Origin of the sequence: Burkholderia cepacia (assembly GCF_001718835.1) — a bacterium.
Classification (GTDB): Bacteria; Pseudomonadota; Gammaproteobacteria; order Burkholderiales; family Burkholderiaceae; genus Burkholderia; species Burkholderia cepacia_F.
Window position 1 is genome coordinate 196,478 of record NZ_CP013443.1, and the last position, 12,785, is coordinate 209,262.

Sequence of the window (12,785 nt, forward strand, 5' to 3'; positions counted from 1 at the left end):
GTTGATGACTGTGTTTGTGGAGACCGGAAGAATGAACAGCAACAGTGAGCACAACACCGGCACGATTGGCGCGTCGATGCCGGCTGATCATCACGCGGACAGCCGCGGGTCGTCGATGTTCACCCCGCGAATCCGTACGGGCATGACCGAGGATGAGCGGGCTGACGCGCACGCGGCGATCGACACCGCGATGCAGTCGGTCGGCCAGGTGCTCGAGGCCGCGCTGCAGGCGATGGCGAACCTGCGCGATGCGCGCGCGACGTTGACGCAATGCGGCGACGGGCGGGACGCGCGCCTGAATCTCGGCGGGCAGCAGACCTCCCGCTGAGCCGCGGTCATGCCCGGCGCCGTCGCGACCGGTCGCGCGACGGCGCCAGGAATCGCCACGCAGGCCGGCTTTCCGTCCGGCCCCTCCTTCCTTTCCTTCCGCCCGATCCGGGCCGCGCATCCGGCGCCGCGCTAGTGCTTGCCGGACGCCGCGCCACCTTGTTTCTTCTTCGAATCCTTGCGCACCTCGAGCTCGAGCTCCGTCGTGAAGCCTTCGCTGCCGAGCTTGTGCGTCGCCTTCTTCACGAGCCACGGCGTGTCGTCGATTTCCGGCTTGAAGCCCGACACGGTGACGGGCATCTCGGGAAACAGCTCGGGCCGCCCGAGCGCGAGCGTGTAGTTCAGCGTCGCCTGCTGGCGCTGGATGCGCGCGTATTCGGCCTGCGCCGCCGCGCGCGCTTCCGCTTCGGTCGCATAGTCCTGCGGCAGCACCTTCGTGTTCCTGGCCTTCTCGTCGCCGACCGCCACCGACTTGCGCTGCGCCTTGCCGTTCGAATGGTAGTGCGCGCGCACGGCCGCGTAGCTGTCGCGCTCCACGATCCTGTAGTGATGCTGGTCGCCGCTCGCGCGCGTGAGCGGCAGCACGTCGAGCGGCTTGCCGCTCGCCGTCTTGCCGCCGCCGATCGGCAGGAACAGCAGATGGCGGGTCTTCACGGTCATCACGGCGTCGTAGCGCTTCGCGAGGCGCGTCAGGAACGACATGTCGGATTCGTGCGTCTGGTCGATGTGGTCGATCAGGATCTGCGCGAGCGTCGCGTCGACCGTCGGCTTCAGCCCGTGGCGCGCGGCGATCGCCTGCACGATCGCGCCGATCGTCTGCCGGTGCCAGCTTTTTTCCCGGCGCTCGTGCATGCGGTTCGTCATCGACGCCGAGCGCGCCTTGATCGTGATGATGTCCGGCGCGCCGCTGTGCTCGACCTGGTCCACGGTGAACGTGCCCTTGTCGACGAGCGGCTCGCCGACCCAGCCGATCGACACCGCGATGTTCGCGCCGCGCAGCGGAATCGCGAACGTGTTCTGCGTGTCGTCGATCACGAGGTCGAGCATGTCGGCCTCGTCCGCGCGCGATTCCGCCAGCGACAGGCTGACGAGGTTCGGCGCGATCAGGCGCGACAGGTCGCGGCCGTCGAGCGTGATCCGGTAGTCGGCCTGCGGCTGCGTGCGTCCGGTGCGGGTCGGCCGTTCGCCCGGCTTGCAATCGAACGTGCTCATCGTTGGGCCGCTCCGCCGTCTTCGTTGGCCGGCGCGCCGTCGTCTTCCGCCGGCGGCGCTTCGGCCAGCACGCCGTCGTCGACGCGCTTGAGCGTCAGCGTGAAGTCGATCTTGCGCGGCACGCCTTCCTTCGTGTGATACGTGCCCGTCACGCTCAGGTTGTCGATGATGTACGCGCCATAGACGTAGCCGTTGCCGTCGACGAGCACGTACGCGTCGCCGACGTCGCCCATCCGCGCGAGCGTCTCGATCGACGCGATCTCGCCGATGCCGTTCTCGGGCGCGACCGTGCCGCTGAGGGTGATCGTGTCGTCGCCGGCGCCGGTGTACTGGCTCGCGTCGCGCACGCCGATGCGCGCGGTGGCGCGGTGCTTCCAGTTGCGCTGGCGCTGGAGCTGGTGGTACGGCGCGGTCGCCAGGCTGAAAACGAACTGGTCGAGCGACATCATCATGGCGGGTTTCCTTTCGTTGAAGCGGACAATCAATCGGACAGGCGCGAGCTGGTGCGGGAGGCCTTTTCGCGTTCGGCGCGCTCCCACTGGACGCGCACCAGACGGGCGACCTCTGCCTCGTCGACGCCGGGCGGAGCGGTGAAGTTGATGATGACCGGGCCGGACGCAGGCGCGGCGCTCGCGGCGGCTGCCGGCGCCATGAGCGGCGGGCGGTAGTCGAGCGACGTGCTATAGCGCGCGAGCGGCGACGCGGCGGTGGCTGACGAGTTCGCGGCGTAGGCGGGCGGGCCGGCCAGGGCCGCCGCGGTCGTGATCGTGGCGGCGGTCAGCGCCACGCGCCCCTGGCCGCCTGCTGCGCCGGGCGCGTCCGACGCTTGCAGGCCGAGCTTTTCCTTGAGCCAGCCGAGCGCCGAGCTGCCCAGGTTGCCGATCGTGTCTTTCAGCGCGCCGAGGCGATTCGTGATGCCGTCGATCAGCGCGGAAATCAGGTTGCCGCCGATTTCCATGAAGCGTGTGCCGATGTTGCCGAACCAGTCGCCGATGCCGCCCAACGCGGCTTTCACCCACTCGACCGTGGCGTCCCATTTCGCGGCGATCCAGTCGCTTGCCGCGCCGAACGCGCCCGTGATGGTGTCCCACAGCGCGATGAACTTCGGGCCGAGCGTGTCCCAGTTCTGCCAGACGCCGATCGCGCCCATCGCGATCAGGCTGATCACGGCCAGCAGCGGGTTCGCCAGCGCCAGCCGGCCGAGGCCCAGCAGTGCCTGCCCGATGACGTTGAACGCGCTGACCATCGACATCGCGAAGCGGAGCACCGCGATCGATCCGAGCACGGTGCCGAACGCACTCGCGAGCGTGCCGACGACGACGAACAGCCCGGCGAGCACCGTCAGGGTCGTGACGATCACGTTCGCGGCCGTGCGGTGCTCGCGCATGAACGTGACGACTTTTCCGATCGCGGTTGCCGTGAGGTCGAGCGCCTTGTTGTAGATCGGCGTGACCCGTTCGCCGATCTCGAGCTTCAGGTCGCGCAGCTGCGCGAGCGCGGCGAGCTCGCGGCCGTGCGTCGACTCCGCGCCTTTCGCCTTCATCCCGTCGACGCCGTCGGCGGCGGCACTCTGCCGTTCGGTGTCGTGGATCTGCTCGCGCTGCTCGTACATCGTCGTGAGCAGGTTCCCCGCGGCCTTGTCGGGGAAAAGTTTCGCAAGCTCGGCCTTCACCTTGTCGGGGCTGGTGATCCCCTTGGCGGCGAGCTTCGGCAGCAGCACCTTTTCGAGCCACTCGAGCGGCGACGCCTGCAGCTTGTCGCTACCGGTCAGCGCGCCCGGCTTGAGTCCGCTGATCGCGCCGTTCTTCTTGTGCTCGACCAGCTTCGGATCGACCAGGCCGAGCGCCGCCAGCCGTTGCGCAGCGGGCCCGGACGCCTTGCCCTCGAACGCGCTGCCGTACAGCGACGCGAGGCCTGCGCCGGCCGCCTTGCCGCCCAGCTTCTCGATGAGCGGCTGCATCTGGTAGTAGAACGCGTCCGTGCGCAACTTCTTGGCCGCATCGCCGCCCGATTCGGCGAAATTGCTCCACTCGTCGCCGCTGACCTTGCCGGCGGTTGCCGTCATCATCTTCTGCACGATGTTCGCTTCGGCGCCGAACGCCGCTTGGTTCCTGGTGCCGCCGCGCAGGTCGATCACCTTCAGCATGCCCATGAACTGGTCGACGTTCTTCTTCGCGTCTTCCGCGCCGAACAGAGCCTCGTTCGCGAATTTCATGTTCGCGAGCATCGGCATCGCGACCCGTGCGTGTTGCTCGTCGCCGCCCAATGCCGACAGCGACTCGCGCATCAGGCTCAGGTTGTCGATGGTCGACTGGCCGTAGGCCTGCTGCGCACGCGCGAACTTCACCGCATCGGCCGACGCACCCTGCGCGCGCATGCGCAGCGTTTCGCTCTCGGCCTGCTTTGCGATGTCGAGCGGCTCGGACAGCATGCCGAACATGTCCTTGCCGATGCCTTTGATGGCCTGGCCGCGTGTCGAGAATTTCTCCCCGACACCCCGCAGCGCCTCGATCCTTGCGCGCCTGGCGTCGGCACGCTGCTGGCGCTGGGCGTTGTACCCGCGCACCCCTGCGTCGATCATCGACGTGCGCGACGCCATGGCTGCGCGCAGGTTGCGCTCGTCCCGCGACAGGTTGCGCGTGTCGATGCCCGCGCCGGCGAGCTGGGTGCGCAACGCTTGTACACGGCGCGCTTGAAACTCGTGCGAATTCGCCAGGTTCGTGGCTGTGCGGTATGCCTTGTCGAAGTCACTGATCATCTGGCGCGACGGCGAGCGGGTCGCGCGCAGCGACTGGGCGAGCGTGTCGACGCGCTCGCGCGCCGCCTTGAGCTCGGACGCAGTATTGGCGAGACCCTTGCGCATCTCGCGAAACTCGCCGATGCGCTTCTGCGTCTTCGCCATGTCATCCAGCTCGCGGCGGGTATCCCTCAGCGAGCCGGCCAGCCCCTTGTTGCCGGTCAGCATCATTTGCAGGGGCTTCGTCATGTTGTCGACCATGTCGAACATGACGCGCAGTTTCAAGGTGTTGTCCATCGTCGATCGTTTCGCTCATTCGGCGCCGGCGCGCACTCGCGCGCGCTCGCGCCAGTCCATCAGCTCGGCCAGGCTGAAGGCGTCCATCACGGGCGGTGTCCAGCCGAACACCGCCGCGATGTCCGCCATCGGGTCTTCTATGCGGTCTGGGAGGCCAGTCGGGATTTCACGGCCTTCGGCATCAAAAAACCCGCGAAGATGCCCCCCAGTTGCACGAGGTCGGCGGGGTCGATGTTGGCGACGTCGGCTTCGGTCAGCATCGGCGAGCTGATGCGCGGCAGCACCTTCGACAGCGCGACGACGTCGAGGCTGACGAGGTCGGACAGCGATACGCCGCGCAGCTCGCCCGAATTCGGCTTGCGCAGCGTGATCGTCGTGATCGTCTGGCTGCCGCGCACGAGCGGCGTGTCGAGCGTGTGCGTTGCCGGATCGTCCTGCGCGGGCGCTGCCTCGGTGACGGCTGCAGCGGATGCGTCGGCCTGCAGGTCGGTCGCGGCTTGTTCGGATTGGGTCGGATACATGGTGGTCCTGGCGGTGATGAAGGAAATACAGCGGGCGGGCCCGGCCGGGGATGCCGGCCGGGCCGCGGCTTACAGGCCGATCGCGTTGCGCAGCGCCGAGAACAGGTCGGTGCCGTTGTACTTTTCGATCATGTTGATGAAGTCGATCTCGATCAGGTCCACGCCGTTGACGGACAGCTTGTAGTAGCTGGCGACGGTCGTGACCTTGAACGTGGTGTCGTCCTTCGGCTTCGCGGTGCCCATGTCGATTTCGCTGTGACGGCCCTTGATGACGATCTCGACCGCGTCGACGCTGGTCGAATCCGCGGCCTGGTAGCCGCCGGCGAAGCGCAGCAGCACGCCGTCGTGCTTCGTGATGCCGTACTGGCCGAGCACGGAGCGCATGAAGCCGCCGCAGGTCCATTCGAGCTGGATTCCTTCCTGCCCGAAGTCGACCTTGATCGGGCCGCTCATGCCGCCGCCCTGGTAGTCCTCCATCTTGCGCGTGAGCTTCGGCAGCGTGACTTCGACAACCTGGCCGACGAAGTTCTCGCCGTTCTGGAACAGGTTGAATCCCTTGAGTTTGCGAGGCATACCCATCGTGTTTGACTCCTGGTGAGGCCGACCGTTACGCGCTCACGCGCGCGGCGAAATCGGCGAGATAGCGGTCGGTGATGCGCTGGCGCAGCATCAGGTTTTCGAGCGGCGGCACCGGCGTGTACTCGTAGTCGAGATACGCCTTGCCGGACTTCAGCACGTCGGTCGTGTTCGGCTCCGGGTCGTACCAGGCCGAGCCGCCGATCAGGTAGCCCTGCGACGTCCATTCGCGGAACTTGCCGTTGATGGTCTCGATGATGTCGCGCGGCAGCGACGGATTGAGCGGGCCGTCGATGATGGCCATCTGCGCTTCGGCGATCGAATCTGCGATGACCTGCGCGGTGCGCGTGTAGTTCTCGAACGCGAACAGCGGATCGTCCGAGCACGTGCGCGAGCCCCAGAAGCGGAAGCCGTTGCGGTTCACGAGCGTCGTCACGTCCTGCTCGTTCAGGAAGCCGGCGTCGGTCGCCGGATCCTGCAGATCCCACGACACGTCTGCGCTGATGCCCGTGACGCCGTTCACGCCGACGTTCGACAGCGTCTTGTGCCAGCCCGTGTCGTTGTCGATCTTCGCGCGCAGGCCCGCGGCATACGCGGTGGCCGGCACGACGACGGTCGAGTTGGTCGCGTCGTCCCACGCGAGGAAGTCCGGCCAGATCACCATGATTTCGCGCTGGCTGAACTGCTTGCGATATGCAACGGCGTCTTCCTTCGTCTTGGCGCCGTTGGCCGACACGTAGGCGAACGCGCGCAGCGACTGCGCGATCGACGCGAACGCGGCGGCGACCGGCTGCGTGTCGAGGCCCGGCGCCGCGAGGATGCGCGGCTTCACGCCGAAGCGCGACTGCGCGCCGAGCAGCGCCTTCATGCCGGTGTACTTGCCGTCGGCGGTGACGGCGCCGATCACGTTGGTGTTCGTCTCGGCGGCGTCCTTGCCTTCGGCGACGCGCACGACGATCGTGACGGGCTTGGTCTGGCGGCCGATCGCGTCGAGCGTGCGGCGCAGCGTGCCTTTCTTGCCGGCCTTGCCGAGCGCGGCGACGACGTTGGTCAGCAGGACCGGGGTGTTGAGCGGGAAGGCGGTGGCGTCGGCGTCGTCGGCCGTGCAGACGATGCCGAGCACGGCCGTCGAGATCGTGCGGATCGGACGGCTGCCTTCGTTGATTTCGATGACGCGTACGCCGTGGTGGTAATCCTGCGGCATGGTGTGTGGCTCCTGTGTTTGCTTACGGAAGAGAGAAAACGGGATGAATCCCGTGCGGATCAGGTCGCGGTTTCCGCGACCGGAGCTGCAGGTGCGCTCGGCTCGGCCGGCGGCGTCGGTACGTAGGGCGCGGGCGTGGCGGGCCACGCCACCGCATCGGGGAACGTGTCTGCCTGGATGGCCGATACGAGCGCCATCTGGTATGCCGACCAGGCCTTGAAGTAATAGGTGCCTTCGTCGTCGAGCAGGCCCGCGGCGTATGCATCGGCCTTGCCGGCGTTTGCCTTGCGCGCGGTTTCGAGACGCTGTTCGAACTCGGCCATCGCGGCGTCGCGCTTCTCGCGCTCGACCAGTTCGGGCGGGACGGTCCATGCGCCGTCGATCCACGTGTGGCGCAGTGAGGGCCGCGGTTCGGTGGTCAGGCCGAGGTCGTCGGGGGTCTTGCCGGCGAGCGTGATTTCGACCGGCTCGCCGGTCTCGGTGCGATAGCAGGTGCGTCCGCGATAGTCCGGCAGGAGAACCCATGCGCCGTTGCGGTAGAACGGCCAGGTCGTCGGCGTGCGCGCCGGCGGCGCGTCGAACGTGGCCGACGACGGGACGAGCCAGCGTTCGTGGTTGCGTGGATCGGCGTCGGGCTGGCTGCTGCTCAGGTATTCGCCGGTCGAAGGGCTGTAGTGGTGGATCAGCATGGTTCGGAATCCAGGTTAATAGGCGCGGATCATGGCGAGCAGCGCGATGTTGCGGGGGCGCGACTCATTCGAGCCGTCAGCGTTGACGGTGATGACGTGGTTGTGTGCGCCAGCGCCAACGGTGCCGATGTTATGGACGTGGTGGCCGTCGCCGGCGATACCGATGCCGGTGAGCGAGGGCGTTGCAGTCGTGCCCACTCGCGAATTTCGGGCGTTGACACTGGAGCCGACGTCACCGCCAGGCTGATTGGTCCATGCGTCGTTCACTCCATGCACGTGCCCGTGGTCGACCACGCCGTGACCGTGAAAGCCGGCGCCATCTGACCAAGCGCCGTGAGCGTGATCGCCGACCGGGCTCGCGCCCGCGCCGTGAGCGTGCAATCTGTTTGCACTTTCCTGCCACGATCCAATTGCGCGCTGAGGGTCGGTGTCGCCGCGGCCGTCTGCCCAGCAACGGATGAACTCGCCGCGCATTTCCGGGAGGCGGAACGTCGTTGTGCCATCGCCGGTTGAAAAGCAGCCCCAACGGCTGTTCCCCCAATCGGCATCTGACACGAGTGCGCCGCTCGCCTGCGCGTAAGCCCACAGACCTGGATAGTCCGCACGGTTCAGGAGCACACCGTTCGCCTTCAGGAAGCCAGCGCGCACTGTCGTGCGAGGCTCAAATACGATTTGGCCGATGGTCGTCGTCGAGAGGGCAGCCAGCACCCATTCCGTCGTCGCCAAACGCGTGGAACGGTCACCTTGTGCAGGGGTCGGGCCTGTCACCGGCTGGTCGAAGGCCGCGAGCGTTGGGGTGAAGCGCAGTACGGATGCACCGTTGCATGTCACGCCAAACTGGCCGTCTCCGTTGTGGTACAGGCCCGAGTCCGATGTGCCGTCGTTCACGAATGTGAGCGACGGACTGGTGAGGCTGCCTTCGGCGAGTATCAGGCGCTTGCCCGGTTCGATCCACACGTCGCCGCTGAAAGTTGCGCCGGCCAATGAAGCGTAGCGTTTGGCCGCAGTCTTCGGCGTCACGGCGCGCGTGTCATCGGCACCCGCATCCACTTCCGCCTGCGTCGCCAGCTCGACCACGCCCTGCCGCTCGGTGGTCGCCGGCGGGTTCAGGAACGACGCGTCGCCGAACACGAGCTGCGTCGCGTCGATCGTCGCGAACTGCATGTCGGTCGACAGCAGCAGCAGCGCGGCCGGCGATTTCTCCATGATCGGCGTCGCCTGGCCGTAGGCGGCCAGCAGCACGCCGTTCTCGAGATAGAGGCCGAACCCGTACAGCGAGTACTGGTCCGCCGTGTCGTCCTTCAGCGTCGCGTGAATCGTGTCCGGCGCGATGTTGGCGCCGCCGAACGTCGTGATGCGCTTCAGCTCGTTCGGCAGCTTCATGAGCCCCTTGTCGGCGACGAAGGGTGCATTCGCAAGACCGATTTCCACGACCTGGTGGGCGCTGGTGCCGCCGTTGCCGGGTGCGACGAGCGCTGCGCGGCCGGCGTCGGTGATGAGGATCTGGGTTGCCATGTGCGATCAGTTGTCGGTGAGGTTCAGGCGGCGATAGACCGCCACGCGAGCGGCGGCGCCGACGCGTTGCCGGCCCCGCATCGCGAAGCCCTGCGTGAACGTGTAGTGCGCGCGTACCGGCTTGGTCCGGTCGATTTCCGCGAGGATGTCGGCGACGTATTCGGCGGTCGGCGGTTCGCCCTCCTGACCGCTTACCGTCATCACGATGTCGAACGTGCCGGGCCGGCCCGGTGGGGCCTGCTCGTACCATTCGCGCAGCACGAGGTTGCCGCCGAAGGTCGCGACGACTTCGCGCACGGCCGCGGCGGTGCCCTTGCGGCGCGCGATCGGAATCGCGTGCCTGACACGGGCGCGCTTTACGTGCTCGGGCCAGTAGTCCTTCCATGCGTCGACGCCGAGGTGCCACGCGAGCCACGGCAGCAGGTCGGACCGGATGGCGTCCGGATTCATCAGCGGCGCGAGCGGCGTCGGAATGTCGTCGACGCGCGCATTCACGGCGGCGAGGTTGCGCTCGAGCCGGGTCGCATTCGGCGGCAGGATGTCATTCATTGCTGTACACCCCGCCGTCGATCAGCTCGATGCCGGTGCAGTACGGCGCCTGTTGCTTCGTCGCCGGAATGCCGGCGAGCGGGCTTTCGAGGATCACCTTCTGCACGCCTGCCGCGCGTGCGGCCGCGTAGATGCCGTCCAGCGTGACTTCCATGCCGAGCCGGTGCATGTCGTCGGCGTATTTCTTCATCGCCTTGTTGGCTTGCGTGAGTGCCACCGCACGATCCGGTCCTGCAAAGAACACCAGCCGCGCGCGGATCGCGTAGCGCAGGATTTCCGCGGCGCGCACCGTCACCTTGTCGGTGAGCGGCCGCACGTCGTCGGCCTGCAGCGCGGCCGTCACGGCGTCGACCAGTTTCTGGTCCGCCGTGCCGTCGCCGTCACGCGCGAGCACGGTGACGAGCACTTCGCACGGGGCGGGGCTGACTGCCGACGCGTCGAGCACGCGGCCGTCCGCGTTGCGCGCATGCGAGACATACGCGCCTTCGGGGCCGGCGACGGAGAAGCTTTGCGGCGCGAGCTGCGTGCGGGCGCGCAGGTCGACGTCGCTTTCCATGACCGCCGCAACATTGTGTTCCGGGTCGGCGGGCGTGATCGTCAGGCGTCGGATGCCGAACAGCGCCGCGAGATGGTCGAGGTCGTCGCCGCGCGCATAAGCGAGCATGACCGCGCGCGCGGCGTCGTTCACGCGCTGGCGCAGCACGAGCTCGCGATATGCGTTTTCCTGCAGCAGCTTCACCATCGGCTCCGATTCGAGCGCGAGCGTGGCAGCGATCTCGGCCTGCTCGGCCGCCGGATACAGCGACACGAGGCGCGCCTTGCGCTCGGCCAGCAGCGTTTCGTAGTCGATCGTCTCGACGACGTCGGGCGACGGCAGCTGAGAGAGGTCGATCGGGGTCACGCTCATGCGGGGCTCCCTTGCGCGACCGGCACGCGCGTCGTCACGGCCGTGCCGCTCTCGCTCGTCCAGCCTTCGATGTCGAGATAGATCGCGCCGGCTGCGGCGTTCGAGTCGTCCGCGGCGAGCACGACGCGGGTCAGCGTGAGGCGCGGCTCCCAGCGCATCAGCGCCGTCGCGACGGCCGCATACAGGCGTGTGCGCATCGCGCCGTTGCCGGGCGCGTCGATCAGGTCGGGCAGTTCGGAGCCGAACGTGCGGCGCTTCACGCACGATGCGAGCGGCGTCGTCACGATCTTGCCGATCGACTGGTAGAAGTGGCCGAGGCCCGAAATCGAGCGGCCGGTGTTCGCGTTCATGCCCTTCATTGCGGTTGGCTCACCAGTTGTCCATCGCCTTGTTCGCGATGCGTGTGATGCGGGAGGCTGATGCCTTGCGAAGTCACTTCCCGGGTGAAGCTGGCCGCGCCGTCGATCTGCATCGTGGCGCCGCCTGCGCCGCCCTTGCCGGTCATGCCGGACTCGAACGCGAGCGGCCCCTTGACCGTCATCGCGCCGGTGCAGGTGGTTTGCTGCGCGTCGAGCGTGATGGTCTCGGCCTGCACGGTCGCGGCTTTCGTCTGCACGGTGACCGAGCCCGGTGCTACGACGAGCACGGTCGCGCCGGCGGGCAGTTCGGCCTTCAGCGCATGCGCGGCGTGGTCGTATGCGACGCTCGCGCCGTCGGGATAGACGCGCGTGTGCGTGTCGGGGCTCGACGCCGGCGCCGGGGCGGCGTCGGAATAGAGGCCGCGCAGCGCGACGCCCTGTGCCGGATCACCCATCGGGCAGAGCAGCACGACCTGCTCGCCCGGGGTCGGCGGCAGCCATTCGCGCGTGGTGCCCGCGGTGCAGGCAATCCATGGAATCCAGTTGGTTTGCAGCCCGCCGCCGTCTTCGTCGGGAGTACCGACCGAGACGCGGCACAATGCGGCCGCATGGTCGACCGCGAGGATCGTGCCCTTGCGCACCGCGTTGCGTGCCTGCCGTTGAATTTCGTTAGCGTCCATGTGGTTATGGTGCCGGGCGGAGGCGTGTGGGGCGAGCGATGGCTTGTGTCGTGGGGGTGAGGACGGAAGGGGCGTGAGGCGGGTGGGGCGAGACATGCACGTTGATCGGTGTGGTGGCATGCGTAACGCGCCATTTTTTTTCCACCTTCACGAAGATGAAATGTGGATGCTGGCCGACGCCATGATTGCGGCCGATTGAGCTTCTTGTTCGAGGGGGATGCAGCGTCGAGGCGCTGATGAACGTCGCGCGAAACGTCAGGCTGACGTTTCGCGGAATCGTGGTGCCGGATGAGACGTCGGAGCGTGCCGGACGCGGCGTTGTGCGCGGCCGACTACGGCGGGTCCCGGCAATCGTGAGGGTGGCGATTCGTCGACCGATCTCGTCGAGCGTGCGGCGCAGGTCACCCGTCATGCGGGACGGGTCGAGCGTGGCGACGACGTTGGTCAGATGGACTGGCGTGTCGGGCGTGATTGCGGCGTCGTCATCATCGGTCGTTCAGGCGATGACAACGACGGCCATCCAGCGGCTGCGAATCGGGAGGCCTTCGCCGGTCCGCATGACGTGCAGGCCGTCGTGACGATTCCGCGGCGCGGAGTCGTCCCCGGATTGATGGACAGGGGAAAGATACGGTCAGGCTGTTGCTGCGATGGCCCGCATTGCGTCGATCGTCGTTGCCTCATGCACCTGGGCAATTGCATCAGCATACTTCTGCTGCGAAGCCGTGCGGAAAGTCACCCAATCTGCATTCACTTGCTGCACCTGTTGCGCCGTGTGCTCGACATACGCCCATGCGTCACCCTGCCGGCACCACAGGGAGGTGTGCCAGTCTGCCGCCCCAGCATTCCACGCGGCAGCCAGAGCGGAACTCTGGAGGTTGCGCTGGTCGGTGTCCGTCGTCGGGTAGAACGTTGGCATGCCGATGCCCGGCGACGTAAAGCCTGCCAGGATTGCGGCCTGGCATGCCGCGTTCAGCGACGCGATTGTCGATGCCTTGACGGATGCGAGCTGCTCGGCAGCGGACGGCGGCGGAACCTGCGCGAGCGCACCGCTCACGACATGCCATTGCCCCGGCTGGCTGATACACGTCATCCACTGAACGTCAGTGATTTCGATCGTGTTCGTGACGCCGGACGGGATCGGGCTGTCGATGCTGTCGTAGAACGCCTCGATATTGCCTTGCGCGTCGAAGGCTGCATATTTTTGACCCACGA

Annotated in this window: 16 protein-coding genes; 1 reads left to right on the forward strand and 15 read right to left on the reverse strand. The window is 67.2% G+C overall.

Going from position 1 to position 12,785, the window contains the following annotated elements; all coding sequences use genetic code 11:
• The first annotated feature begins 31 nt into the window (after positions 1 to 31).
• Positions 32 to 328, forward strand: coding sequence for a hypothetical protein (locus tag WT26_RS04140; protein WP_060106460.1), 297 nt, complete (start codon positions 32 to 34; stop codon positions 326 to 328).
• A 131-nt stretch (positions 329 to 459) separates the two neighbouring features.
• Here the strand turns inward: WT26_RS04140 and WT26_RS04145 are convergent, their stop codons facing one another.
• From WT26_RS04145 to WT26_RS04210, 15 genes are all read right to left on the reverse strand, one after another.
• A complete protein-coding gene (locus WT26_RS04145; RefSeq protein ID WP_060106462.1) occupies positions 460 to 1,539 on the reverse strand; it encodes a phage late control D family protein in 1,080 nt (359 codons plus the stop codon).
• Complete coding sequence (locus tag WT26_RS04150; RefSeq protein ID WP_059530902.1) at positions 1,536 to 1,991, reverse strand: phage tail protein; 456 nt, start codon at positions 1,989 to 1,991, stop codon at positions 1,536 to 1,538. The genes WT26_RS04145 and WT26_RS04150 overlap by 4 nt, the downstream gene beginning before the upstream one ends.
• 29 nt (positions 1,992 to 2,020) lie before the next feature.
• Positions 2,021 to 4,573, reverse strand: a complete 2,553-nt coding sequence (locus tag WT26_RS04155; RefSeq protein WP_069269776.1) for a phage tail tape measure protein — start codon at positions 4,571 to 4,573, stop codon at positions 2,021 to 2,023.
• Between the two features lie 15 nt (positions 4,574 to 4,588).
• On the reverse strand, positions 4,589 to 4,702 hold the full coding sequence (locus tag WT26_RS35210; RefSeq protein ID WP_010095898.1) for a GpE family phage tail protein: 114 nt from the start codon (positions 4,700 to 4,702) through the stop codon (positions 4,589 to 4,591).
• An 8-nt stretch (positions 4,703 to 4,710) separates the two neighbouring features.
• Positions 4,711 to 5,094 carry a phage tail assembly protein gene (locus tag WT26_RS04160; protein ID WP_059897886.1) on the reverse strand — a complete coding sequence of 128 codons (384 nt, stop codon included), beginning with the start codon at positions 5,092 to 5,094 and terminating at the stop codon, positions 4,711 to 4,713.
• Between the two features lie 69 nt (positions 5,095 to 5,163).
• Positions 5,164 to 5,673 carry a phage major tail tube protein gene (locus tag WT26_RS04165; protein WP_029226832.1) on the reverse strand — a complete coding sequence of 170 codons (510 nt, stop codon included), beginning with the start codon at positions 5,671 to 5,673 and terminating at the stop codon, positions 5,164 to 5,166.
• A gap of 28 nt (positions 5,674 to 5,701) precedes the next feature.
• Positions 5,702 to 6,874: a phage tail sheath protein gene (locus WT26_RS04170; protein WP_069269777.1), complete on the reverse strand. Its 1,173-nt coding sequence runs from the start codon at positions 6,872 to 6,874 to the stop codon at positions 5,702 to 5,704.
• Positions 6,875 to 6,933: 59 nt separating this feature from the next.
• Positions 6,934 to 7,563 carry a tail fiber assembly protein gene (locus WT26_RS04175; protein ID WP_069269778.1) on the reverse strand — a complete coding sequence of 210 codons (630 nt, stop codon included), beginning with the start codon at positions 7,561 to 7,563 and terminating at the stop codon, positions 6,934 to 6,936.
• Between the two features lie 15 nt (positions 7,564 to 7,578).
• Complete coding sequence (locus tag WT26_RS04180; protein ID WP_060199750.1) at positions 7,579 to 9,078, reverse strand: phage tail protein; 1,500 nt, start codon at positions 9,076 to 9,078, stop codon at positions 7,579 to 7,581.
• Positions 9,079 to 9,084: 6 nt separating this feature from the next.
• On the reverse strand, positions 9,085 to 9,627 hold the full coding sequence (locus WT26_RS04185; RefSeq protein WP_060199748.1) for a phage tail protein I: 543 nt from the start codon (positions 9,625 to 9,627) through the stop codon (positions 9,085 to 9,087).
• A complete protein-coding gene (locus WT26_RS04190) occupies positions 9,620 to 10,534 on the reverse strand; it encodes a baseplate J/gp47 family protein (protein WP_060199746.1) in 915 nt (304 codons plus the stop codon). Before WT26_RS04190 ends, WT26_RS04185 begins: the two co-directional genes overlap by 8 nt.
• Positions 10,531 to 10,893, reverse strand: coding sequence for a GPW/gp25 family protein (locus WT26_RS04195; RefSeq protein WP_059609406.1), 363 nt, complete (start codon positions 10,891 to 10,893; stop codon positions 10,531 to 10,533). Before WT26_RS04195 ends, WT26_RS04190 begins: the two co-directional genes overlap by 4 nt.
• Entirely contained in the window at positions 10,890 to 11,573 is a 684-nt protein-coding gene (locus WT26_RS04200; RefSeq protein WP_042586752.1) for a phage baseplate assembly protein V, read from the reverse strand. Before WT26_RS04200 ends, WT26_RS04195 begins: the two co-directional genes overlap by 4 nt.
• 4 nt (positions 11,574 to 11,577) lie before the next feature.
• Positions 11,578 to 11,985, reverse strand: a complete 408-nt coding sequence (locus WT26_RS37080; protein WP_155123058.1) for a hypothetical protein — start codon at positions 11,983 to 11,985, stop codon at positions 11,578 to 11,580.
• Between the two features lie 219 nt (positions 11,986 to 12,204).
• Entirely contained in the window at positions 12,205 to 12,783 is a 579-nt protein-coding gene (locus tag WT26_RS04210) for a hypothetical protein (protein WP_069269780.1), read from the reverse strand.
• Between the last annotated feature and the right edge of the window lie 2 nt (positions 12,784 to 12,785).